This is a genomic window from Serratia sp. HNCC26DJ244 (assembly GCF_057180565.1).
Genome location: NZ_JBXUGO010000002.1, coordinates 177,631 through 202,380, shown reverse-complemented (window position 1 = coordinate 202,380; position 24,750 = coordinate 177,631). Strand labels below are relative to the sequence as shown.

Below are 24,750 nucleotides of genomic sequence, written 5' to 3'. Positions count from 1 at the left end.
GCAGTATCAAAGATATTATACCTTGTGTAAAAACTTATTCCACGCACCATTTATAACCCGCTTTAAAATCAATCAATATACATATTGTATATTGGAATAAAATAATTTAGCAGAAAAACATTATGCCAATATATGTAACAACACAAAATAATTATTTTTTCATGGGATTATCGAGTGCCATGATGGCTATCGGCCATTCTATAAAAAGGGAGACTTCAAGAAATCTTGTTGATAAAATCAAAAAAAACAAATATAAAAGTAGTGATATTTTTATTTTAAACATGTCAAACTTCTGTATGAAAATCTCATATCTAATATCGGTAGGGGAATTTCCAGGGCAGATAATCATCATCCCAACAAAAGATAAAAATAATTTCAATCATGCCTTTATGCAACACACTATATTGGATAGAAAAGCCACAATTGAAGAGATAGACTCTGCCATAAAAAAAGCAACTGCAAGTAAAAAATTGTTTAAAAAGAATATTTTGTCTGAGCGCGAGAAATCAGTGTTTTCCTATATCATTGATGGCAAGAGTATTTCATTCATCAGTCTACGATTAAATATTTCACCAAAAACCACTTATGCTCATAAGAATAGTGTCATAAGAAAACTAGGGGGAAGGACCTTTTTCGACATATGGCCCATTGAGAAGGGATGTATTAAGCTTATATTAGACGATTCCACTATCGCCGATGTCCATTAATTTTGGCAGGGATATTTATATTTAATACTTCAAATTGCAGCGGGTTAGCTGCAACTTGAAGTATTTTAAGTATACTCCTCATACTTCAAGCCGCTTCGGTGTTAGCTGCGGTTACTCGCCTCGTCCATGAGGCTCGCCCCTATCGGGGTCGCTGCAAACAGCGTTAAAATCAATTTCTGACTTATTTTCTATCGCTGCCACCTACATGCAACTCGAATTATTTTGGGTATAAATATGATGCTATACGATCACTTACTAGTGAAAACGCGGTTTTCCTGCTCTGCAACCCGGATAAACGTTGTACGCTTAGTTAATTCTTTCAAGCGTTCTGCCCCAACATAAGTGCAAGCAGAGCGTAAACCGCCAAGAATATCGCGTACAGTAAATTCAACTTCACCACGCAGTGGTAATTTAACCGTTTTACCTTCCGCTGCACGATATCCAGCAACACCACCGACGTGGCGCTTCATTGCAGACTCTGAACTCATACCATAAAACAGCATGAATTTTTCGCCATTTTCTTCAACGACACTGCCTTCACATTCATCATGCCCCGCCAACATACCGCCGAGCATCACAAAATCTGCACCACCGCCGAAAGCTTTAGCCACATCGCCCGGTGCTGAACAACCACCATCACTCACAATCTGCCCGCCCAGCCCGTGTGCAGCATCAGCACACTCGATAACCGCAGAAAGCTGCGGGTAGCCAACACCGGTTTTCACACGTGTTGTACAGACCGAGCCAGGGCCAATACCTACTTTAACAATATCAGCACCAGACAGTACCAACTCTTCTACCATTTCACCGGTCACTACATTACCCGCGCAAATCACATGGCTCGGGCAAGCTTCACGCGCTTTTTGCAAGAAGGCAACAAAGTGTTCGGAGTATCCATTGGCAACATCAATACAGATAAATTTCAATGCAGGTGAAAGTGCCAGTATTTGTTTCATTTTGATGAAATCCGCCTCGGAAGTCCCGGTGGAAACCATCACATGATGTAACGTGGACTCAGGCACTCGCGCCACAAACTCAGCCCACTGTTCAACGCTGTAGTGTTTATGAATGGCAGTCAGCACATTAAAAGAAGCCAAAGCCTCAGCCATACGGAAAGTACCCACGGTATCCATGTTGGCCGCAATAATCGGCACTCCGGACCAACTCCAACCTGAATGTTTGAAGGTAAATTGGCGAGCCAATTCAACCTCTGAGCGACTTTTCAATGTAGAGCGTTTCGGGCGGATCAATACATCTTTAAAACCCAACTTCAAATCTTCTTCAATACGCATGACAAATAATTCCTGGTTTTTGGCGACAGATCGCGGAGCAGAGAGAGTATTCGAGCCTCTACCCTATAGATTTCAAACCTCGGCCCCAGTAAAGAGCCTGTGGTGACTAACGGGGCCTAACACAAACGCCCCCAGTAACACACCACACAACGGTCTGAAAACGCTGGGCAGATTAATGCCAGTTCCAGTGACGTTATCATACGCACTAATAATCGTTCGGCAAGACTGCGATTTCTTGTTTATTTACGCTACAATCCCACAAATTTACCTGCGATAATGTAGACCTAGTTCCTCAATGGATCGTGGTGCCACCTCCGTGCTGTACTTAGCCAGTAGGCAAGAGTATGCGCTTTGATGAACTGACCAGCGTAAAATGAGTCGGTTAAGTTATTCTTCCCTACTGGCACTTGTTTACGATCGATTTATGATTCGTTTATTATTAATTAGGAGCCTTCCTTTTTATGGCTTACGTTGTTGCGTTGACCGGTGGCATTGGCAGTGGCAAGTCAACCGTTACAGCTGCTTTTGCACATTTAGGTGTAACCATTGTTGATGCAGATGTGATTGCCCGTAAGGTTGTCGAACCGGGGAGCCCTGCATTAATAGCCATTGAGACACATTTTGGCCATGAAATAATGCAAGCAGATGGTTCACTTAACCGTTCAGCCCTGCGTCAATGGATCTTCAGCCATCCAGATGAGAAAGCCTGGCTGGAACAGTTGCTGCACCCATTGATCCAACAGGAAACACAGCGCCAATTAGCGCAAGCTGACAGCCCCTATGTGCTGTGGGTCGTACCGTTGTTGGCAGAAAATAGGCTCCAAAAATATGCTAACCGTGTTTTAGTTGTCGATGTGGACCACGAAACACAATTAGCACGCACTATGGCCCGTGACGGTATTAGCCGCCAACAGGCAATGAACATTTTGTCTGCACAAGCCACACGTGAACAGCGTCTGGCCATTGCGGATGACGTCATTGACAATAGTGGCAGTACGCTAGGGATAGAGCCTTCTGTTGCCTCCCTGCATCGCCGCTATCTTGAGCTGGCAACCTCAGCTCCCCGACAGGATTAAATTGAATGAGCGACGTTTCTCCAACCGTTCTTTTTGAACACCCGTTGAATGAAAAAATGAGAACTTGGCTGCGAATCGAGTTTTTACTGCAACAACTCGGGGCACATAGAACCCTGAGTGACACATCGATTGCGCTGGCCTTTTTTCGCACCACCGCAGACTTGCTAGACGTGTTAGACCGTGGCGAAGTTCGCACCGAGTTGTTGAAGGAGTTAGAGCGCCAACAGCAGAAATTACAGCAGTGGGCAGAAATGCCCGGTGTTGATATATCAGTAATCGATGAGTTGCGCGACCAATTGAAATCCCGTGCAACTTCACTAATGACAGCACCTCGTATGGGGCAGGCCTTACGTGAAGATCGCTTGATTAGCCTGGTACGTCAACGCTTGAGTATTCCTGGGGGTTGCTGCAGTTTCGACTTACCCACATTACATATCTGGATGCATATTCCACAGCATGAACGTAATGCCGACGTTAAAGCTTGGCTAGATACCCTAGAACCACTAAACCAAGCGCTTACCATCATCTTGGGTTTAGTACGCCAAACCGGATCATTTCGCAACCAAACCAGCCTGAATGGGTTCTTTCAAGACAATGCCGAAGGTGCTGATCTGCTACGTTTACGGATCAACCTGGATCATCAACTTTACCCGCAAATCTCTGGTCATAAAACACGTTATGCTATCCGTTTTCTACCACTGGACAATGAAAATGGTCTCGTGCCAGAACGGTTGAACTTTGAACTTGCTTGCTGTTAACACATTAAAATTAAGCCCTTACGGATATAAAGGGGAGAAATAAGCGTTATGACAACCATAGTTAAATGCCCAACTTGTGGTAAAGCCATCGTTTGGGGAGAGATCAGCCCATATCGTCCGTTTTGCAGCAAACGCTGTCAGTTGATCGACCTTGGTGAATGGGCTGATGAAGAAAAACGCATTCCAAGCAGTAATGAACTCTCGGAGTCAGAAGACTGGAGTGAAGAAGCAGGAGATCATTGACCTGCTAACCATGTCATCAGGTGATAAGCGGGTCGGAAAATCAGGCCCGGCAAATCAAACCTGGTAAATCATAGTGCCCTGCTGGCCTGTGCCAGCAGTAACTTGATAATACTGGCGTTGGCTTCTGGGAACTCATTCTCACACAATTCACTCTGTTTTACCCACCGCCCTAACTGACCCTCACGACCAGAAGGCTCGCCTCTCCACTCTTCCACCAGATAGAAATTCAGTGTGACAATACGATCGCTAAAACGATGTTCCAGCACATCGACAAATTGTATCTGATGAACATAAATCCCCGTTTCTTCGAGTAATTCTCGATATAACGCCTGCTCAACAGTTTCACCTGCCTCGACCTTACCGCCTGGAAACTCCCAAAAACCAGCCATATGTGAATCAGCAGCACGGCGAGTAATAAAAATTTCCTGATGCGGATTACGGATAATTCCTACGGCAATATTCAGATGCTTCATCATCCCCTCCTGACTTTATTTCCAGGCATGATATACAAAAAAGTTCAGCCTAGGCTGAACCTCAGATGAATGTTAGCGATAACCTGAAGGGTTCCGCACAAGCTGAACCCTTCAGGTCTAGCTTATTACTGTATACGCCCGTGGCATTGTTTGTACTTCTTGCCAGAACCACATGGGCAAGAATCATTGCGCCCGATTTTTCGCTCAGCCACTACCGGTGCATTGGGATCCCGAACATCCAACGCGTTCTCCTCCTGGTGGCTCAGTTGTTGCTGACGTGCCAGACGTTCAGCTTCCTCACGGCGTTGCTGATCTAATGCCTCAACCTCTTCCGGCATCCTTACCTGGACCTTGCTCAGCACACTAATCACTTCATATTTTAGTGACTCAAGCATATTGCCAAACATGTTGAAAGACTCACGCTTGTACTCCTGCTTCGGATCTTTTTGCGCATAACCACGCAAGTGAATACCTTGACGCAAGTAGTCCATTGCCGCCAGGTGCTCTTTCCACAAGGAATCCAAAGTCTGCAGCATGACGCCTTTCTCGAAGTTGCGCATCATATCGGTACCGACAACCTCTTCTTTGCGCAAATAGGTCTCTTTTGCATTCTCCAGAATACGTTCACGCAGCGTTTCTTCATGCAGTTGCGGTTCTTTGTCCAACCACTCGGCAATGGGCATATCCAGATCGAAGTCATTTTTCAGACGCTCTTCCAAGCCCGGTACATCCCACATTTCTTCCAGTGATTGTGGTGGAATGTAGTTATCGATGGTGGTTTTAAACACATCTTCACGAATGCTGATAATCGTTTCGCTAATATCAACCACATCCAGCAATTCATTACGCTGACTGTAGATCGCACGGCGCTGGTCATTGGCGACATCATCATATTCCAGCAACTGTTTACGAATATCAAAGTTGCGACTTTCAACCTTACGTTGCGCATTGGCAATCGCTTTGGTCACCCACGGGTGTTCTATCGCTTCCCCTTCTTTCATACCCAGTTTACGCATCATGCCTGAGACACGGTCTGATGCAAAAATACGCATCAGTGCATCTTCCATGGATAGGTAGAAACGGGAAGAACCGGCATCACCTTGACGACCAGAACGACCACGTAACTGGTTGTCGATACGGCGCGATTCATGGCGTTCTGTACCGATAATATGCAAACCACCGGCTGCCAAAACAGCATCGTGACGGATCTGCCAGGCATCTTTGATGGCGGCGATCTGTTCTTCCGTTGGGTCTGTCAACGCGGCCAATTCAGCCTGCCAACTTCCCCCCAAGACAATATCGGTACCACGACCAGCCATGTTAGTCGCAATAGTTACTGCGCTAGTTTGACCTGCCTGAGCCACAATATCCGCCTCCATGGCGTGGAATTTAGCGTTCAGAACCTGATGTTCGATGCCTGCTTTGGTCAGTTCGCGGGAAACCACTTCCGATTTTTCAATGGAAATCGTCCCTACTAACACCGGTTGTCCATTGCTGGTACGTTCACGGATATCATCAATGATTGCAGCGATTTTCTCTCGTTCTGTCATATAGACCAGATCCGGCATATCTTTACGGATCATTGGCCGGTTGGTGGGCACAACGATGGTATCCAGCTTGTAAATAGACCTGAACTCAAACGCTTCAGTATCTGCGGTACCGGTCATACCAGCCAGTTTTTCGTACAAACGGAAATAATTCTGGAAAGTGATAGACGCCAAGGTCTGGTTTTCATTCTGAATTTCCACCCCTTCTTTGGCTTCTACCGCCTGGTGTAAACCATCAGACCAGCGGCGGCCCTGCATGGTACGCCCAGTGTGCTCATCAACAATGATGACTTCGCCATCCTTGACGATGTAGTCAACATCGCGCGTAAATAGCACATGAGCCCGTAATGCTGCGGTAACATGGTGCATCAGCATGATATTGGTTGGTGAATACAGTGACTCACCTTCAGCCATAATGCCTGCTTCCACCAACATCTCTTCAATCATGATCAGGCCGCGTTCGGTCAGGTGAACCTGACGCGCTTTTTCATCAACCGAAAAGTGCCCTTCCCCATGAAAAGTATCCGAGTCTTCTTTTTCCTGACGGATCAATTTCGGGATCAGCTTGTTAACCCGGATATACATCTCTGAGCTATCTTCTGCCGGGCCAGAGATGATCAACGGTGTACGCGCTTCATCGATCAGAATCGAGTCAACTTCATCCACCAATGCGTAATGCAGTTTACGCTGTACGCGCTCTTCCGGGCTGAACGCCATGTTGTCACGCAGGTAGTCAAAACCATATTCGTTATTGGTACCATAAGTAATATCTGCAGCATAAGCCGCACGCTTGGCGGGAGCTGGCATTCCTGGCAGGTTGATACCCACCGATAAACCCAAAAATTCGAACAGTGGACGGTTATTCTCGGCATCACGCTGGGCCAAATAGTCGTTGACCGTGACCACATGCACGCCACGGCCACTCAAGGCATTCAGATAGGCAGGCAGTGTTGCCGTCAATGTTTTACCTTCACCAGTACGCATCTCGGCGATGCAACGCTCATTCAGCACCATCCCGCCCATTAATTGCACATCAAAATGGCGCATACCAAATACACGTTTACTGGCTTCGCGCACCACGGCGAAGGCTTCCGGAATCAGGCTTTCCAGCACTTCGCCCTTTTTCAGGCGTTCACGAAACTCATCGGTTTTAGCCTGTAATTCGCTATCAGACAACTTTTCCATGTCTGGTTCGAGACGGTTGATCATTTCAACCGCTTTGCGCATACGGCGTAGGGTACGATCGTTACTGCTGCCAAAAACTTTGGTCAATAATTTGGTTAACATAATTTTTAATATCTCTTACATGGCGGCACGTTATCTGCCACTAACAAACTGTTATTTATTGGTTTTTATTGCCAGAATGGCAAAAAGTCAGCAGAGTATGCTTGGCCCGGCACGAATACCCCGTACCTGAGCAAGCCAAAGCCCAATCTGGTATTGTTCCAAATCAGCAAAGGTGGTGGGGTGTGTCTCACGAATAATCGCCGGTGGTCTGGGTTCATGCGTCAATAACGCATTAAGCGTCGAGAGCAGCGCCAGTTGAGCCACCTGTAAAGGGGGTTCAACGGCATTGACCTCGGCTTCTTGCACCCGGGCATAAACCACCTGTGGTACCAGTGCAAAAGAGAGGTGACGAATGACCGTCCGCAGTGCATGCTGGTGCCAGTAATCAACGTTGAATGTTGGGCGGCGATGTACTTCTTGCAACAATGCCAGATTATTAAACGCATTGTTGGCCGAATTTTGACGGTTAAGGCTAGACGAGGTACTGGGTAATACGGTTTGATCGTTATTGCCGAGCAGATTTTGCGGTACGCCAAGTGTGGCCGCTACCATCCCCAACAGGAGATGAGGCCAGAAATAACGTCTGCCAAATTGTCGCCAACGATTTAAGATACCGATCACGAGTTTATTATCCGCCGGAGCCCATTATGCGCGATAGCCGTCCACAATTATTAGATGCCCTGTTTGATGACGACGCTGCTGCTGAAAAAGGGCCGCTGCATAACATCCAGCAACGCGCCATTGCACTGTTAAAACTCAACCGGGCAGTGAAAGGCTTGTTACCTAGCCAACTGCACCCTTGGTGCCGCGTCGCCAACTTCAGACAAGGTATTTTAGTGCTGGAAACTGCCAATGCCAGTTGGCTCATGCGCTTACGCTATGAACAACCCAGCCTGCTCTCCGCACTACGAGCGCAAATTCTACCATCATTGTCGTCGATCGACATCAGGATTAATCCAACGTTAATGGCAAAAGGCCATCATCAGATCCAAAATGTGGCAAAAACGAGTGAAAATGCACCATCAATGGCACCATTACGTTACTTGAGCCAAGAGAGTGCTGAACATCTGCTGGGGGTGGCGGCACGAAGCCCTGAGAAATTGAAGAAGAAATTAGAACGACTGGCATCGTTGGCAGGAGAGAGAGCCAACGCCACCAGTCGTAATAAATAATCGTCGTACTGGCTTATGCCAATACGGTTGATGGTGCCTTGAATGCCAATGGCATTTCGGCCTCATCCTGGAATGTCACAAATTCCCAAGCTTCCTGTTTTGCCAGAACGGCTTGCAACAACTTGTTGTTCAGTGCGTGCCCTGATTTATAGGCGGTAAAAGCGCCTATAATATTGTGGCCACACATAAACAGATCACCAATGGCATCCAGCATTTTGTGGCGAACGAATTCATCTTCGAAGCGCAGGCCGTCTTCGTTCAAGACTCGATAGTCGTCCACGACAATAGCGCAATCGAAACTGCCCCCTAAGGCCAAGCCACGGGATTGCAAGTATTCAATATCACGCATAAAACCAAAAGTACGCGCTCGGCTGATTTGACGCACGAACGAATCGGCAGAAAAATCAAGGCGATAACGCTGCGTACTGGCATCAATAGCTGGATGGTTGAAGTCAATAGTAAAATCGAGACGGAACCCGTTGTAAGGGGATAACTCCGCCCACTTGTCACCATCTTCAACACGCACTGTCTCTTTCAGACGCAGAAATTTCTTTGCTGAACTCAGCTCTTCAATACCGGCATCCATCAGTAAGAAAACAAACGGGCTGGCGCTACCATCCATGATTGGGATTTCAGCAGCATCAACTTCAATGATGATGTTATCAATACCCAAGCCTGCCAATGCGGCATTAAGGTGCTCAACAGTAGAAATACGTACGTCATACTCGTTAACCAGGCAAGTACAGAGCATGGTATCACGCACGGATTTTGCATCAGCCGGAAAATCAACCGGTGGATTCAGGTCAGTGCGACGATAGATGACCCCGGTATTCGCCGGTGCGGGACGCATTGTCAGCGTAACTTTCTTGCCGGTATGTAAACCGACCCCTGTCGCTTGGACAATACGTTTTAATGTCCTCTGTTTGATCATCGTGTTATCTCGCAATATTATCAATCCTGCCAGCCCTAACATAGTAAAAACTGGTAGGACAGTCTAGCACAAAGAGCGGAGATGCCAAATTATCGGTTATATTCAGTCTGCCTGCTTACGCAGGAAAGCTGGAATATCGAGATAGTCAGGCTCTTTGCTTGGCTGCGCGGTCTGATCATTCACCACTTTAGCGGCAGGTTTTACTTCCTGCTGCAAGGGTGACATACCATGCTGCTGGTAACGATGATCCATTACAGTCTGGCTGGCCTGCTTATTAGTCACCAACGTGATTTCAGGACGCTTATCCATCCCGATACCTGTCGCCACCACCGTTACACGCAATTCGTCGTTCATTTCAGGATCCAGCGACGTACCAATCACCACAGTCGCGTTGTCGGATGCAAAAGCACGAATGGTGTTACCTACTGTCTCGAACTCATCCAAACGCAGATCGAAGCCAGCAGTAATGTTGACCAACACGCCACGCGCACCAGACAGGTCGATATCTTCCAGCAGTGGGCTGGAAATGGCCATTTCTGCTGCTTCTTCAGCACGGTCTTCACCAGAGGCTACGCCAGAACCCATCATCGCATAACCCATCTCAGACATGACAGTACGCACGTCGGCAAAGTCAACGTTCATCAATCCTGGGCGAGTAATCAACTCAGCAATGCCCTGTACAGCACCTTTCAGCACGTCATTAGCTGCACCGAACGCGTCCAACAGAGAGATACCGCGACCCAGCACCTTGAGCAGTTTGTCATTCGGGATAGTGATCAGCGAGTCAACATGCTTGGACAGTTCAGCAATACCCTGTTCCGCGAATGCCATGCGCTTCTTGCCTTCAAAATTGAAAGGCTTGGTCACTACCGCCACAGTCAGAATCCCTAAATCTTTTGCTACTTCAGCCACCACTGGCGCAGCACCGGTACCGGTACCGCCGCCCATTCCGGCTGCAATGAAGACCATGTCTGCACCTTCGAGTGCTGCGCGCAAGGCTTCACGATCTTCTTCTGCTGAATTGCGACCGACTTCCGGGTTCGCACCGGCCCCCAGACCTTTGGTAATACCGTTACCAATCTGAATGGTTTGACCCACCGCCGTTTTACGTAGCGCCTGAGCGTCTGTATTAACAGCGAAGAATTCCACACCTTCAATGCGCTCTCGCACCATGTGTTCAACGGCGTTGCCACCGCCACCGCCGACGCCGATGACTTTAATCACCGCGTCATTGGTTAGTTCCATCGGTTCAAACATAATTTCTCTCCGTTTTTGCCTGTCGCTGCGAGATCATAAAACGACATCCAGATGATCTCTTTGTTAAAACATTAAAATTCTTTTCTCAGCCAGCTATTGATACGTTTAAACCAATTGCCCACTGAAGCGCGTTTTTCTACTTCGCCTTCACCGTTCAGGTGAGACTCTTTTCCATAATGCAACAGCCCCACCGCAGTGGAATAGTATGGCTCTTGCGCATAATCCGTTAGCCCTGTGATGTTCAAAGGCTGGCCGATACGTACCTGAGTATGGAATACCCGTTGCGCACAGGCTGCCAGTCCATCTATCTGAGCGGCACCACCGGTCAACACAATACCTGCTGCCAGATGATGCTTCACCCCTTGGCTCCTGAGTTGTTCCTGCAATTGCAAAATTTCATCGTTAACCAAATTTAACAGCTCGGTATAACGAGGCTCAATCACTTCCGCCAGTGTCTGTCTTTGTAGACTACGAGGAGGACGCCCGCCAACGCTGGGTACCTCTACACTTTCATCCTTGCTGACAATAGAACCAAGGGCACAGCCATGCCGAACTTTAATCGCTTCAGCGTCTGCAGGCGGCGTACCAAAAGCATAAGCGATATCGCTGGTAACCACATTCCCGGCGTAAGGAATAACTTTAGTATGACGCAACGCGCCACCAGTATAAACCGCCATGTCCATTGTACCACCGCCGATATCCACCACACAGACACCGAGTTCACGTTCATCTTCAGTCAGTACGGCATAACTGGCAGCCAGACCGGCGAAAATAAGTTGGTCAACTTTCAGACCACAACGTTCAACCGCTTTGACAATATTTTTCGCCATATCATTATGGCAAGTGATCAAATGCACTTTAGCCTGCATACGCACACCGGATAACCCGACCGGATTCTTGATACCTTCCTGATAATCAATGGCGTATTCCTGCGGGATCACGTGCAGAATGCGATGCTCATCGCGCACACGGACTGACTTGGCCGTATGCACCACATTTTCCACATCTTCCTGCGTCACTTCTTCTTCAGAAATAGGCACCATGCCAATCTCATTCTGACAACTGATATGTTTACCCGATAACGCCAGATAGACTGAAGAAATCTGGCAGTCAGCCATCAGTTCAGCTTGATCAATCGCCCGCTGTACACACTTGACTACTGACTCAAGATCATTAACCCCGCCTTTATCCATACCACGAGAGGGGCAACTGCCTACGCCAATAATATTGATCATGCCATCGGGCAGAACTTCCCCTACCAATGCGGAGACCTTTGCCGTACCGATCTCCAGTCCAACTACCAGTTTTCTGTCCGTCGACTTGATCATTGTTGTTTTGCCTGTGCTTGATTCTGTTGCTGATTACTGTTTTGGCAGATCACTTGCTGCCTGCGGCTCGATAAACGCCGGTGCCCAACCGACCGAAGCACCGGAGTCATAACGTAGATCGACAGAACTGATACGTTGGTTTTCTGCCTGTGCCTGCTGCAATAACACCGGATAAAGCCCAATAAACCGCTGTAAACGCCCGATACGGTCATCACGCCCCAGTTCGAGCCTAACATCGTTTTCTAAAGCCAACTGCCAAGAATGGCGCGCTGTCATCGCAACCATTTTAAGCCGGTACTTACTGGCCGCTAACACGCTGTTCATTTCGCGATACCCCTCGAGAACATCTTGTTCGCTGCCTTCCGGGCCATAGAGCAGCGGTAATTTCTGCTTGCCTAACCGTTCTAACGGTACGCTGAATGATTTGCCATCCGCATCGACCATATGTAAATCATTCCAATGTGCAACTGGGACATACTCCACCAGATTGATTTTCAGCTCATCCGGCCACTGTTTACGCACACTGGCCTGCTTAATCCAGGGTATCCGCTCAATCTGTTGCTGAATGACATTCACGTCCTGTGTCATAAACGTTCCTGGTTCACCCAACGCCAAGATCGCCTGACGAATATCATCGTTAGTGGTGTAATGCCGTTCCCCTGTCACCACCAACTTAGAGAGCGGCAGACGGCTGGCATCTTTCATCCAGCCAAGCACTATCCAGCCACTACCTAAAATGGTTCCCAGTACCATCAGCAGGAAAATGATTCCTGCCAACTGGGTTCCATTGCTGCGGCGCGGGCCATTGTCTGCTTCACGACCACGCACATTCAGCGCTGCCTGCGACATTTTAGTCTGCCAACGCCAAAATCCCCGCAACCAGTTGCGAGAATGTTAAGCCAGACTGACGAGCTGCCATTGGCACCAGACTGTGGCTGGTCATGCCCGGGGAGGTATTCACCTCCAACAGGTAGAAGCTGCCATCGCTATCCTGCATAACGTCAACACGGCCCCAGCCGCGACAACCCAACCCACGATAAGCGCGTAATGCCAACTGTGCCAAATCGGCTTCCTGCTGCGCATTCAGACCACTTGGGCAAAAATATTGCGTATCATCAGCTATGTATTTCGCCTGATAATCGTAAAATATGCCTGCAGGTTGGATGCGGATAGAAGGCAATACCTGGTCACCCAGGATCGCAACAGTATATTCCGGGCCACTCAGCCACTTCTCCACCAGAATATCATCATCATGGACAAAAGCCGCTTCCAATGCACTGTCAAGCGCGTTGGGTTCAGAGACTTTGCTCATCCCCACGCTGGAACCTTCACGGCTTGGCTTGACGATCAAGGGTAAGCCGAGTAATTCAATGGCGGCCAACAAACTCTGCCGTTCTGCGCCCTGGTATTGCTGACGATTCAATACCACATAAGGTGCCACTGGCAACCCCATGGATTGCCACACCATTTTAGTGCGCCATTTATCCATGGTCAGTGCCGAAGCCATGACACCACTACCGGTATAAGGCAGTTGTAGAAACTCCAGCACCCCCTGCAGCGTGCCATCTTCACCACCACGACCATGTAGGGCAATAAATACCTTGGTGAAACCCTCTGCTTTCAGTTGAGTAACGGGGAAATCACGGGGGTCCACGGCATAAGCGTCAACCCCAGCTTCTTTCAACCCTGCCAGCACGGCAGCGCCTGATTGCAGTGAAACTTCACGCTCTGCGGAGGTACCACCCAACAGTACAGCAACTTTATCAGTCATGATGTTCCTCCTCTTTATTCTGTGGTACCAGCTTCAGCTCGGCCAATTTGCGCGCAATTTTACCGACATTACCGGCTCCTTGCACCAACACTAGGTCATCATCTTGTAACAATTGTGCCAACGTCGCCGGTAGAGTGTCCACATCAGACACCAGGATCGGATCGAGTTTGCCGCGATTGCGAATAGTACGGCACAAACTGCGGCTATCAGCACCAGGGATCGCCGCTTCACCCGCAGGGTAAACATCCAGCATCAGCAAAACATCAACTTGTGACAACACATTGGCAAAATCATCATACAGATCACGAGTACGCGTATAACGATGCGGTTGGAACACCATCACCAAACGCTTACTTGGCCAACCGGCACGGGCAGCCTTGATAGTGGCATCCACTTCTGTCGGGTGGTGTCCGTAATCATCCACCAGCATCGCGCTGCCTGACGACTTATTGACCGCTGCCAGTGGGAATTCCCCCAAGAAATCAAAGCGGCGCCCTGTTCCCTGAAAACCCGCCAACGCACGCAGTATGGCGTCATCACTAATGCCTTCCTCTGTAGCCACGGCCACGGCGGCGGCGGCATTCAGCGCATTATGGCGGCCAGGGGCATTCAGGGTCACCGTCATTAGCGGTTTATCCTGGCGAATCAGCGTAAAATAGCCCTGCGGCCCAACCTGACGGTAGTTATCTACCCGCACATCAGCATCTTCGCTAAAACCATAAGTGGTGATATGACGCCCTACCCGAGGCAGTAACTCACGCACTACCGGGTCATCAATACACATCACTGCACGGCCATAGAACGGCAAATTATGCAGGAAGTTAATAAATGTCTGTTTCAGATTCTCGAAATTGCCCTGGTAAGTATCCATATGGTCAGCTTCGATATTGGTGACAATCGCCACCATCGGTTGCAGATGCAAGAATGACGCATCGCTCTCATCGGCTTCCGCTATCAAATAACGGCTGGATCCCAAACGTGCATGGGTACCTGCTGACTTCACCAACCCACCGTTGACAAAAGTCGGGTCAAGACCAGCTTCCGCATAAATACTGCTCACCATCGCCGTGGTGGTCGTTTTTCCGTGGGTACCGGCAATGGCAATACCATGACGATAACGCATCAACTCCGCCAGCATTTCAGCACGCTGGATCACCGGAATACGCGCCTCACGGGCGGCGACAATTTCCGGGTTATCAGCGGGAATAGCGGTGGAAACCACAACCACACTGGCATCCAACACATTTTCTGGCCGGTGATGGAAATAAATGGTCGCCCCAAGTTCACTCAATTGTTGAGTTACCGGATTAGGTGCCAAGTCGGAACCACTAATCTGGTAACCTTCATTAGCCAACACTTCGGCGATCCCCCCCATGCCAGCACCACCAATGCCAACAAAGTGAATGTGCCGAACGCGTCGCATCTCAGGCACGAAAGTACGTAGTTTCGCCAACTGTTGTGTATTCATCACTCTCTCTATTCGGGTTCTATCTGCGAACTCTATTGATACTCATTGTTATTCAAGCTACAGATGTTCTAACTGCACCTTGCCTAAACCCGGGTCTAACCTACTTCTCAACTAGCCCAGTAAAATATGCCATACATTTTGAATAACTTATTAAGCCCCTGCCAAACGGGTAATTTCAGCCGCCACACGCTCGGTAGCATCCGGGATGGCAACCGCACGGGCCTTTTCCGCCATTGCCAATAACCTTGGGCGGTCCCAACTTGCCAGCAGTTCAGCCACCACATCGGCAGTAAACTGCGGCTGTTCAATAATCTTCGCCGCACCCGCCTGCTCCAGCGGGCGAGCATTCCAGTATTGCTGGCGGTCTTTATGTTGGAATGGCACAAAAATGGCGGGTAAACCAGCCGCGGCCACTTCACTTACCGTCAATGCGCCAGAACGACATAACACGACGTCGGCCCAGGCATAAGCAGCAGCCATATCATCGATAAACTCGGTCACTTTATGCCCGGTTTGCCCTACCCGTTGGTAATCCTCTAATACCATTGGTAAAGCCCCCTTACCGACCTGGTGCCAGAGCGTTATTCTATCACCCAACAGTGCCGCGACTTCAGGAACGGTCTGGTTCAATACCCGAGCCCCTTGGCTGCCGCCAATGACTAGCACTCGCGTCGGCCCATCCCGCCCACTCAAACGCTCTTCAGGAAGAGGCAACGCCAAAACATCAGTCCGCACCGGGTTACCAACCACTTCCGCATCGGGAAACGCACCGGGAAATGCCTGTAACACTTTCTTGGCTATCTTTGCCAGCCAGCGGTTGGTCAGGCCAGCGATACCATTTTGCTCATGCAACACCACCGGGATACCACACAACCAAGCCGCCAGGCCACCAGGGCCGGAAACGTATCCCCCCATTCCCAGCACCACATCCGGTTGATAGCTGCACATAATCGCCTTGGCCTCACCTACCGCACGCCAAATGCGTATTGGCGCCATTAATTGCGCCTTCAGCCCTTTACCGCGCAAGCCAGAGATACGGATAAAATCAATTTCGATCCCATGCTTAGGCACCAGATCCGCTTCCATTCGGTCTGCGGTACCCAACCAACGGACCTGCCAGCCCTGCGCCATCAGATGATGTGCAACTGCCAGCCCAGGGAAGACATGCCCCCCGGTACCACCTGCCATCACCATTAAACGCTTAGCTTTGCCACTCATCCGCTACCTCTTCACAAACGCCTGAGCTTTAGTCAGACGTGTTTCATAATCAATGCGTAACAACAGCACCAGTGCCGTCGACATAATCAACAGGCTTGAGCCACCATAACTGATAAGTGGTAACGTCAACCCTTTGGTGGGTAACATGCCCGCCGCTGCCCCAACGTTAACCAGTACTTGGAAACTGAACCAAACCCCGATAGCACATGCCAGAAAGCCAGAGAACCGCTGGTCAATCTGCAATGCTCTACGGCCAATCGACATGGCACGAAAGGCGACGAAGAATACCATTAACAGGACAAGAACCACACCGATATAGCCTAGTTCCTCACCTAAAATAGAGAAGATAAAGTCGGTATGGGCTTCTGGCAGATATTCCAGTTTCTGCACCGAGTTCCCCAGACCTTGCCCCCAAAGCTCACCGCGGCCAAATGCCATCAATGATTGAGTTAACTGGTAACCACTGCCAAACGGGTCAGCCCATGGATTCCAGAATGAGGTCACGCGACGCATACGGTAAGGTTCAGCAATGATCAGCAACCCTACAGCAAACACGCCGGAACCGATGATCGCCAGGAACTGCCACATTTTAGCACCAGCCAAAAACAGCATCGCCAGCGTGGTGATAAACAGCACCACTACCGTACCCAGATCCGGCTGTGCCAATAGCAATACCGCCAGAACCACCATCACACTCATCGGCTTACAGAAACCCCAGAAGTTAGTACGCACTTCTTCAACTTTGCGCACCAGATAACTTGATAGGTAACAAAACAGCGACAATTTGGATAATTCCGCCGGTTGAATGCGCAATGGACCGAGTGAAATCCAACGCGATGCGCCATTGACTGAACTGCCCACCACCAACACAATGACCAACATCACCATTGAAACCAGCAGCATAACGTTGCTGTAACGCTGCCACACTTCCATGGGAATACGTAGCGTCACGATGGATAATGCAATGGCCAAACCAAGATAGAGCGCATCACGCTTGGCAAACAAAAAAGGATCATCAGCCAAACGCTGGCCAATAGGCATCGAAGCCGACGTCACCATCACAAAACCAACAACCGACAGACCCAAGGTCAGCCACAACAGGGAACGGTCATACAGCACCATGTTGGCTGAATCGTGCTCACGCGAGCCCATTACCCAGTCTTTCAGTTTGTTAGTCAGGCCAAACGTCGGTATACGCAGCCTCATCCGCCAAGCTCCCGCGCCAGGCGAGCAAACTCGTTGCCACGCACTTCAAAATTACGGAACTGATCCAGGCTGGCACAGGCCGGTGATAACAACACCATATCGCCAGGTTTCACCTGACGGGCAATGACCTGCATGGACTGCTCCATGGTTTCAGTCAATAACGCCACTTCTGGCCGCAGCATTGTCAGCTGTGCGCCATCGCGCCCAAAACAGTACAGCCGCAGATTGTCACCCTGCAGATAACGCGCCAATGACGAGAAATCCGCCGACTTACCATCCCCGCCCAGCAACAGGTGGAGCGTGCCGTCTACCTGCAAGCCATTCAGTGCCGCTTCGGTGCTGCCCACATTGGTCGCTTTTGAATCATTAATCCAGCGAACACCATGATGCTCCCACACCAGTTGGAAACGGTGTTGCAGGCCAGTAAAGGTCGTCAACGCATTCAAACTGGAGGTTCGTGGCAACTTGACGGCATCTGCCAAAGCCAGAGCAGCAAGCGCGTTGGTGTAGTTATGACGCCCCGCCAGTTTCATCTCACGGGTATTGAGAACTTTCTCGCCATTAACACGCAGCCAGGTTTCCCCCTGATAATGATTTAAATGATAATCACCCACATCAACCCCGAAACTGACACAGCGTTGGTCAGGCCCCTGAGCAGGCATAGTCAAGACATCATCCGCGTTGACGACACAAACCGCAGCATTTTCATAGACGCGCAATTTAGCATCATGATACTGCTGCAAACCAAGTGGATAGCGATCCATATGGTCTTCGGTCACGTTGAGGATAGTGGCTGCAGCAGCATGTAAGCTCTTGGTGGTTTCCAGTTGGAAGCTCGACAGCTCCAACACATAAAGTTGGCAATCCTGGCGTAACAAATTAAGGGCTGGCAAGCCGATGTTACCCCCGACCCCCACGACCCAACCCGCGGCCTGGGCCATTTCGCCCACTAGGGTCGTCACGGTACTTTTGCCATTGGAGCCGGTGATCGCCACGATCGGTGCCTTGGCCTCACGGCAAAACAACTCCACATCACCGACAATTTCCACCCCGGCATCAACGGCAGCCTGCAAAGCGGGTGTTGTCAATGCGACACCTGGGCTAGCGACAATCAAATCCGCCGCCAGTAGCCATTGCAGATTTAAAGAGCCAAGATGCCGCTCGACGCTTGCCGGGAGTTTATCCACCCCGGGTGGCGAAATACGGGTATCCATCACCTGCGGTATCACGCCGCGAGTCATAAAAAAATCAACACAGGAGAGGCCAGTTAAGCCTAACCCGATAATAACGACTTTTTTACCCTGATAATCCACCATAATCAGCGCACCTTCAGCGTCGCCAGGCCAATTAGCACCAGCATCAGCGAAATAATCCAGAAACGTACAATCACGCGGGGTTCTGGCCAGCCTTTCAATTCATAGTGATGGTGAATCGGTGCCATACGAAAAATACGTTGGCCACGGAGCTTGAATGATCCCACCTGTAAGATCACCGACAATGTTTCAACTACAAACACGCCCCCCATAATCACCAGCAAAAACTCTTGCCGTAACAGCACAGCGATGGTGCCCAGCGCCCCACCCAGCGCTAATGAGCCCACATCCCCCATAAACACTTGCGCCGGATAGGTGTTAAACCACAGGAAACCTAAACCAGCCCCAACAATTGCGGTACAAACGATAACCAGTTCACCGGCATGACGCAGATAAGGAATATGCAGATAGCTGGCAAAATTCATGTTACCGGTAGCCCAGGCCACCAACGCAAAACCAGCCGCAACCAATACGGTTGGCATAATTGCCAAGCCATCGAGGCCATCGGTGAGGTTAACTGCGTTACTGGTGCCCACAATCACAAAATACGCCAGTAACACATACAGCAAGCCAAGCTGTGGCACGATGTCCTTAAAAAATGGCACCACCAGCTCAGTGGCTGGCGTGTCTTTCCCAATGGCATACATGGTGAACGCTACAATCAGTGCAATCACCGATTGCCAGAAGTACTTCCAACGGGCAATCAATCCTTTGGTATCCTTGCGCACCACCTTGCGATAATCATCGATAAATCCAACGATACCGTAACCCACCAAGACAAACAGAACACACCACACGTAAGGATTGGAGGGGTAAGCCCACATCAGCACAGAAATAGTGATCGAGGTCAGGATCATGATCCCCCCCATCGTCGGCGTACCGCGTTTACTAAAATGCGACTCTGGCCCATCGTTACGCACCACCTGACCAAAGGAGAGCTCCTGCAACCGTTTGATCACCCGCGGCCCCATCCATAAAGAGATAAACAGCGCAGTCAACAGGCTGACAATGGCTCTGAACGTCAGATAAGAAAAGACGTTAAAACCTGAGTGATATTTGACCAAGTACTCAGCCAACCAAACTAACATGGTGCTTTCTCCTGTAACGCGCGTACTACCTGCTCCATTGCGGCACTACGTGAACCTTTGATTAACACGGTAATTACCGCATGTGCTGACAGTAATTCCGCTACTCGCGCGATCACTGCACTCTGATCCTGATAATGCTCACCGTTACCTGCGGCAGAACTCAGTATGCTACTCAACTTGCCGACACTGATGACTTTATCGATACCCGCCAACTTAACAGCTTCACCGACCTGGCGGTGGCAAGCTTCAGCTTCAGTACCCAGCTCAGCCATATCACCCACCACCATCACACGATAACCCGGCATCTCTGCCAAAACCTGTGCCGCCGCCTTCATGGAACCGACATTGGCGTTATAGCTGTCGTCCAGCAGCAGTTTGCCTTCCGCCAACATCACGGGGAATAAACGCCCCGGCACCGCCTGAAGCTGTTTCAACCCTGCGCTCACCGCCGCCAACGGGGCACCCACTGACATCGCCAAGGCCGCTGCCGCCAACGCATTGGCCACATTATGGCGACCCGGTAATGGCAACGTAATAGCGGCTGTACCAAATGGACTGTGTAAGGTGAAATCGGTCACACCGCCTTGCACCTGAATATCGCTGGCAAAAAAATCCACCGACTCCGCTGCCTGTGGGGAAAAACGCCACACTGTCTGCCCCTGCAACTGATGTTGCCAGTGTTGCCAGTCGTTATTCTCGGCATTGATGATCGCTACACCATCGGTTGGCAAACCTGAAAAGATCTCCCCTTTCGCTTGCGCCACCCCAGCCAGTGAACCGAAACCTTCAAGATGTGCAGCTGACAGATTATTGACCAGTGCACTCTGCGGTTGCGTCAGTGCAGTGGTATAAGCAATCTCACCAATGTGGTTTGCACCCAATTCGATCACGGCAAAATCATGCTGTGGCTGCAAACGCAATAATGTTAACGGCACACCGATATCATTGTTAAAGTTACCTGCGGTATACAGCACCTCACCGCACTGACGCAGAATGGCCGCCGTCATTTCCTTCACGGAAGTCTTACCCGATGACCCGGTCAGTGCCACCACTTTGGCTGGCACCTGCTGACGCACCCAGGCAGCCAACTGCCCCAACGCCAAACGGGTATCGTTCACCACCAATTGCGGGACCCCCACCAATAAGCGCTTACTCACCAGCAGAGCCCCGGCCCCTGCGGTTACCGCATTGTTGGCAAAGTCATGAGCGTCGAAACGCTCCCCTTTTAATGCCACAAACAGGCAACCAGGCGTCACCTGACGAGTATCGGTTGTCACCTCAGTAATTTGACCATCGTCACCGATCAACTCGGCATCCAATACTGCCGCCAATGTCTGAAGAGTTAGCGTGATCATACCAGTAACCCCAGCAAGCGTGCGACCGTGGTACGATCGGAGTAATCCAGCCGACGGTTCCCCACCAGTTGGTAATCCTCGTGGCCTTTCCCTGCCACCAATACCACATCTTGTTGTTTTGCTTGCATAATGGCACTGGTCACCGCTTCTGCACGGCCATGAATCACCTGCACACGCCCAGCATCAAGCAATCCGGCCAGAATATCGTTGATAATCGACTGCGGTTCTTCAGTACGTGGGTTATCATCGGTCACCACCACTCGATCAGCGAACTGCTCAGCAATGGCTCCCATAAGTGGGCGCTTACCTTTGTCGCGATCTCCCCCACAACCAAACACGCACCACAGTTGCCCCTGGCAGTGCAAGCGAGCAGCCTGTAAGGCTTTTTCCAGTGCATCAGGGGTGTGGGCATAATCCACCACTACCGTTCCTTTGCCTGGCGCATTAAACACTTCCATACGACCACAAACCGGTTGTAATTGATCGGCCGACTTAACCAACTCATCAAGGGGATAGTCCAGCGACAGCAGTGTCGCCAAGGCCAGAATCAGGTTGCTCACATTGAATGCCCCCATCAGGCGGCTTTCTATCTTTCCATCACCCCAACTTGAGCTGAAATGGAGGGTGGCACCATTGTCGTGGTAATTTACCAGGGTAGTTTTCAGCCAACGACGAGCGTTGCCTGATGGCAGTTGATCTTCCATGGTAACAGCCACTGCATTTGGCAGTTTTTCCAGCCAGCGTTGCCCCACGGGATCATCAGCATTGATAATCATCTGCCCCACTTGATGCTCTGCGAACAGTGACCATTTAGCGGCTTCGTAACTGGCCATATCGCCATGATAATCCAGGTGATCACGGCTCAAATTAGTAAATACGGCAGCAGCAAAGGGCAGCGCAGCCACACGGTGCTGCACCAAACCATGAGAAGAAACCTCCATCGCCGCCAAGGTGGCACCTTGTTCCACCAGGTCGCTCAGTACATGCTGTACATCAACCGCTGAACCGGTGGTATTTTCAGTGGGGCAAACCTGACCCAACAAACCATTCCCCACCGTTCCCATAACCGCAGCGGTTTCACCCAACAACTGACTCCATTGGGCCAGCAATTGCGTGGTGGTGGTTTTGCCATTAGTGCCAGTCACACCAATTAAACGCAGACGCTCGGCGGGTTGATGGTAAAAACGCCCAGCCAGCGCCGACAGGCGTTGGTTGAGTTGGCTCAGATAAATCACCGGTACGCCATGGATTTGGCAAAGGGTACCATCTTCAGCCTGGCCTTCTGCCTCGGCAATAATGGCGGCAACGCCTTGCGCGATAGCTTGCGGAATATAACTGCGACCATCCGTTTGATGACCGACAACAGCAACAAACAGATCCCCGGCAGCTGCTATACGGCTGTCGAGTATCATCTCTTTAAGCTGGCACGCCGGTGCTTCTGGCACCCACGGCGCGAGCAAATCGCGCAAATTACGTTCTGCCACCTGGACCCTCTTTTTTATTGTTAATAACCAGTTCGCTTTTATCACCGGCAGGCAGAGCATCAGGCTGAATATTCATGATCCGTAACACTCCCCCCATGATGGCTCCAAACACCGGTGCAGAAATTGCACCACCATAATAACTCCCACCCTGCGGGTCATTGATGACCACCACCAGCGCAAAACGAGGTTGACTTGCGGGTGCCACACCGGCGGTATAGGCGATATATCTGTCCACATATTTACCATCCGGCCCAACCTTCTTGGCGGTACCCGTCTTGATGGCAATACGATAGCCTTTGATGGCAGCCCTTGTCCCACCACCACCGGGTAACGCCACACTTTCCATCATGTGCACCACGGAACGCACTGTAGACTCAGGAAAGACTCGCTCACCAGCAACAGGAGGGTCAACTCTGGTGATCGACAGTGGACGATAAATGCCCAGGCTGCCGATCGTGGCATAGACTCGCGCTAACTGTAACGGTGTTACCATTAGCCCGTAGCCGAAAGAGAAGGTGGCCCTCTCTATGTCAGACCACCGTTGTTTTTTTGGGTATAAGCCACTGCTTTCTCCGACCAGCCCCAAGTTGGTCGCTTTTCCCAAACCAAAACGTGAGTAAGTATCTACTAACGCTGAGGAGGGCATCGCTAACGCCAGTTTTGAAACACCAACGTTACTCGACTTCTGTAAGATCCCGGTCAACGTCAATTCCGAATAGCGGGCCACATCTTTAATTTCATGGCCACTGATGCGATAAGGAATGGTATCGAGCACGCTGTTTTCTTTCACTACGCCATGCTGCAATGCCGTCATTACCACCATCGGTTTCACGGTAGAACCAGGCTCAAAAATATCGGTTATCGCACGGTTACGCATGGTATCTTTCGGCGTACCGGCCATATTGTTCGGGTTATAGGAAGGGCTATTGGCCATCGCCAGTACTTCACCGGTGTTAACATCCACCAATACCGCAGTACCTGACTCTGCCTTGTTGAAGGCGACGGCATTATCCAGCTCACGGTAAACCAGCGCCTGCAAACGCTCATCAATGCTTAATGCCAAATTGTGCGCTGCTTGGCTATCAACAGAATCGATATCCTCAATAACACGCCCATAGCGGTCTTTACGTACAGTACGTTCACCAGGTTGCCCGGTCAGCCAGCGATCGAAGCTCTTCTCAACCCCTTCTATGCCGGCACCATCAATGTTGGTGACGCCGATGATATGTGCGGTGACTTGTCCTGCCGGGTAATAACGGCGTGACTCTTGGCGCAGATAGATACCAGGCAGTTTCAACTTGTGAATATAGTCACCAATAGCCGGATCAACCTGACGCGCCAGATAGACAAAGCGCCCATTAGGGTTGGCATTAATCCGTTTGGCGAGTTGGTCTAGTGGGATTTTTAACGTATCGGAAAGCGCCTTCCACCGCGAATCCAGCGTGATACCACCACGCTCGTTAAGCTCTTTGGGGTCGGCCCAGATAGCATTCACCGGTACGCTAACGGCCAGTGGGCGACCAGAGCGATCACTGATCATACCACGTGCTGTTGGAACCTCTTGCACGCGCAGAGAACGCATATCGCCTTGTTTCACCAGTTGTTCGGGGTTGATCACTTGCAAATAAGTCATACGCAACACCAACCCCACCAGCGCGAACAAGATACAACTGCATAGCAACGCAAAACGCCAGTTAACAAAACTGGCCTGCTCTTCCTGGCGTTTCAATTTACCGGGGCTTACAGCTTTCATGCGTTACCTTTTACTCCAATTCA

22 protein-coding genes are annotated in these 24,750 nt (G+C 50.1%); 5 read left to right on the top strand and 17 right to left on the bottom strand.

The features are described from left to right. Window positions 1-122: 122 nt before the first annotated feature. Window positions 123-707 (top strand): helix-turn-helix transcriptional regulator, encoded by a 585-nt coding sequence (locus AC2A06_RS02485; protein ID WP_484379245.1) that lies wholly within the window; start codon window positions 123-125, stop codon window positions 705-707. 248 nt (window positions 708-955) lie between these two features. On the opposite strand, the gene AC2A06_RS02480 is transcribed toward AC2A06_RS02485, so the two are convergent. Continuing rightward, complete coding sequence (locus tag AC2A06_RS02480; protein WP_484379244.1) at window positions 956-1,999, bottom strand: GMP reductase; 1,044 nt, start codon at window positions 1,997-1,999, stop codon at window positions 956-958. Window positions 2,000-2,460: 461 nt separating this feature from the next. Here AC2A06_RS02480 and coaE point away from each other — a divergent pair, with 461 nt between their 5' ends. Genes coaE through yacG form a run of 3 tightly spaced genes read left to right on the top strand, consistent with a single transcriptional unit; the run spans window position 2,461 to window position 4,076 of the window. Next, window positions 2,461-3,075 carry a dephospho-CoA kinase gene (coaE, locus tag AC2A06_RS02475; RefSeq protein ID WP_023492028.1) on the top strand — a complete coding sequence of 205 codons (615 nt, stop codon included), beginning with the start codon at window positions 2,461-2,463 and terminating at the stop codon, window positions 3,073-3,075. A gap of 5 nt (window positions 3,076-3,080) precedes the next feature. After that, window positions 3,081-3,833 (top strand): cell division protein ZapD, encoded by a 753-nt coding sequence (zapD, locus tag AC2A06_RS02470; RefSeq protein ID WP_037383851.1) that lies wholly within the window; start codon window positions 3,081-3,083, stop codon window positions 3,831-3,833. 48 nt (window positions 3,834-3,881) lie between these two features. Beyond that, window positions 3,882-4,076 carry a DNA gyrase inhibitor YacG gene (yacG, locus tag AC2A06_RS02465; protein WP_023492288.1) on the top strand — a complete coding sequence of 65 codons (195 nt, stop codon included), beginning with the start codon at window positions 3,882-3,884 and terminating at the stop codon, window positions 4,074-4,076. 68 nt (window positions 4,077-4,144) lie between these two features. On the opposite strand, the gene mutT is transcribed toward yacG, so the two are convergent. The 3 genes from mutT to secM all read right to left on the bottom strand — a co-directional run bounded on the left by mutT (window position 4,145) and on the right by secM (window position 8,004). Further along, window positions 4,145-4,549 (bottom strand): 8-oxo-dGTP diphosphatase MutT, encoded by a 405-nt coding sequence (mutT, locus tag AC2A06_RS02460; RefSeq protein ID WP_023492287.1) that lies wholly within the window; start codon window positions 4,547-4,549, stop codon window positions 4,145-4,147. Window positions 4,550-4,674: 125 nt separating this feature from the next. Beyond that, on the bottom strand, window positions 4,675-7,383 hold the full coding sequence (secA, locus tag AC2A06_RS02455; protein WP_484379243.1) for a preprotein translocase subunit SecA: 2,709 nt from the start codon (window positions 7,381-7,383) through the stop codon (window positions 4,675-4,677). 87 nt (window positions 7,384-7,470) lie between these two features. Continuing rightward, complete coding sequence (gene secM / locus AC2A06_RS02450; RefSeq protein ID WP_023492285.1) at window positions 7,471-8,004, bottom strand: secA translation cis-regulator SecM; 534 nt, start codon at window positions 8,002-8,004, stop codon at window positions 7,471-7,473. Between the two features lie 26 nt (window positions 8,005-8,030). On the opposite strand from secM, the gene AC2A06_RS02445 reads away from it, so the two are divergent. Further along, window positions 8,031-8,555, top strand: a complete 525-nt coding sequence (locus tag AC2A06_RS02445) for a DUF721 domain-containing protein (protein ID WP_023492284.1) — start codon at window positions 8,031-8,033, stop codon at window positions 8,553-8,555. Between the two features lie 13 nt (window positions 8,556-8,568). Here AC2A06_RS02445 and lpxC read toward each other — a convergent pair whose 3' ends face one another. The 13 genes from lpxC to AC2A06_RS02380 all read right to left on the bottom strand — a co-directional run bounded on the left by lpxC (window position 8,569) and on the right by AC2A06_RS02380 (window position 24,727). Continuing rightward, complete coding sequence (lpxC, locus tag AC2A06_RS02440; RefSeq protein ID WP_023492282.1) at window positions 8,569-9,486, bottom strand: UDP-3-O-acyl-N-acetylglucosamine deacetylase; 918 nt, start codon at window positions 9,484-9,486, stop codon at window positions 8,569-8,571. A gap of 102 nt (window positions 9,487-9,588) precedes the next feature. Then, window positions 9,589-10,743 carry a cell division protein FtsZ gene (gene ftsZ / locus AC2A06_RS02435; protein WP_023492281.1) on the bottom strand — a complete coding sequence of 385 codons (1,155 nt, stop codon included), beginning with the start codon at window positions 10,741-10,743 and terminating at the stop codon, window positions 9,589-9,591. A 71-nt stretch (window positions 10,744-10,814) separates the two neighbouring features. Then, the gene (gene ftsA / locus AC2A06_RS02430) at window positions 10,815-12,071 is read right to left on the bottom strand and encodes a cell division protein FtsA (protein ID WP_116726845.1); all 1,257 of its coding nucleotides are present in this window, start codon (window positions 12,069-12,071) and stop codon (window positions 10,815-10,817) included. A gap of 33 nt (window positions 12,072-12,104) precedes the next feature. After that, entirely contained in the window at window positions 12,105-12,920 is an 816-nt protein-coding gene (ftsQ, locus tag AC2A06_RS02425; RefSeq protein ID WP_484379242.1) for a cell division protein FtsQ, read from the bottom strand. A gap of 1 nt (window position 12,921) precedes the next feature. After that, entirely contained in the window at window positions 12,922-13,842 is a 921-nt protein-coding gene (locus AC2A06_RS02420) for a D-alanine--D-alanine ligase (protein ID WP_023488944.1), read from the bottom strand. Further along, window positions 13,835-15,310, bottom strand: coding sequence for a UDP-N-acetylmuramate--L-alanine ligase (murC, locus tag AC2A06_RS02415; protein WP_023488945.1), 1,476 nt, complete (start codon window positions 15,308-15,310; stop codon window positions 13,835-13,837). The genes AC2A06_RS02420 and murC overlap by 8 nt, the downstream gene beginning before the upstream one ends. A gap of 150 nt (window positions 15,311-15,460) precedes the next feature. Beyond that, on the bottom strand, window positions 15,461-16,528 hold the full coding sequence (murG, locus tag AC2A06_RS02410) for an undecaprenyldiphospho-muramoylpentapeptide beta-N-acetylglucosaminyltransferase (RefSeq protein ID WP_484379241.1): 1,068 nt from the start codon (window positions 16,526-16,528) through the stop codon (window positions 15,461-15,463). A 3-nt stretch (window positions 16,529-16,531) separates the two neighbouring features. Continuing rightward, window positions 16,532-17,728, bottom strand: coding sequence for a cell division protein FtsW (ftsW, locus tag AC2A06_RS02405; protein ID WP_152554889.1), 1,197 nt, complete (start codon window positions 17,726-17,728; stop codon window positions 16,532-16,534). A gap of 2 nt (window positions 17,729-17,730) precedes the next feature. Then, a complete protein-coding gene (gene murD, locus AC2A06_RS02400; RefSeq protein ID WP_484379240.1) occupies window positions 17,731-19,050 on the bottom strand; it encodes a UDP-N-acetylmuramoyl-L-alanine--D-glutamate ligase in 1,320 nt (439 codons plus the stop codon). Window positions 19,051-19,052: 2 nt separating this feature from the next. Then, window positions 19,053-20,135 carry a phospho-N-acetylmuramoyl-pentapeptide-transferase gene (mraY, locus tag AC2A06_RS02395; RefSeq protein ID WP_473196023.1) on the bottom strand — a complete coding sequence of 361 codons (1,083 nt, stop codon included), beginning with the start codon at window positions 20,133-20,135 and terminating at the stop codon, window positions 19,053-19,055. Further along, the gene (murF, locus tag AC2A06_RS02390) at window positions 20,129-21,490 is read right to left on the bottom strand and encodes a UDP-N-acetylmuramoyl-tripeptide--D-alanyl-D-alanine ligase (RefSeq protein ID WP_484379239.1); all 1,362 of its coding nucleotides are present in this window, start codon (window positions 21,488-21,490) and stop codon (window positions 20,129-20,131) included. The genes mraY and murF overlap by 7 nt, the downstream gene beginning before the upstream one ends. Next, the gene (gene murE, locus AC2A06_RS02385) at window positions 21,487-22,974 is read right to left on the bottom strand and encodes a UDP-N-acetylmuramoyl-L-alanyl-D-glutamate--2,6-diaminopimelate ligase (protein ID WP_023488951.1); all 1,488 of its coding nucleotides are present in this window, start codon (window positions 22,972-22,974) and stop codon (window positions 21,487-21,489) included. The genes murF and murE overlap by 4 nt, the downstream gene beginning before the upstream one ends. Then, on the bottom strand, window positions 22,961-24,727 hold the full coding sequence (locus AC2A06_RS02380; protein ID WP_484379238.1) for a peptidoglycan glycosyltransferase FtsI: 1,767 nt from the start codon (window positions 24,725-24,727) through the stop codon (window positions 22,961-22,963). Before AC2A06_RS02380 ends, murE begins: the two co-directional genes overlap by 14 nt. Window positions 24,728-24,750: the final 23 nt, after the last annotated feature.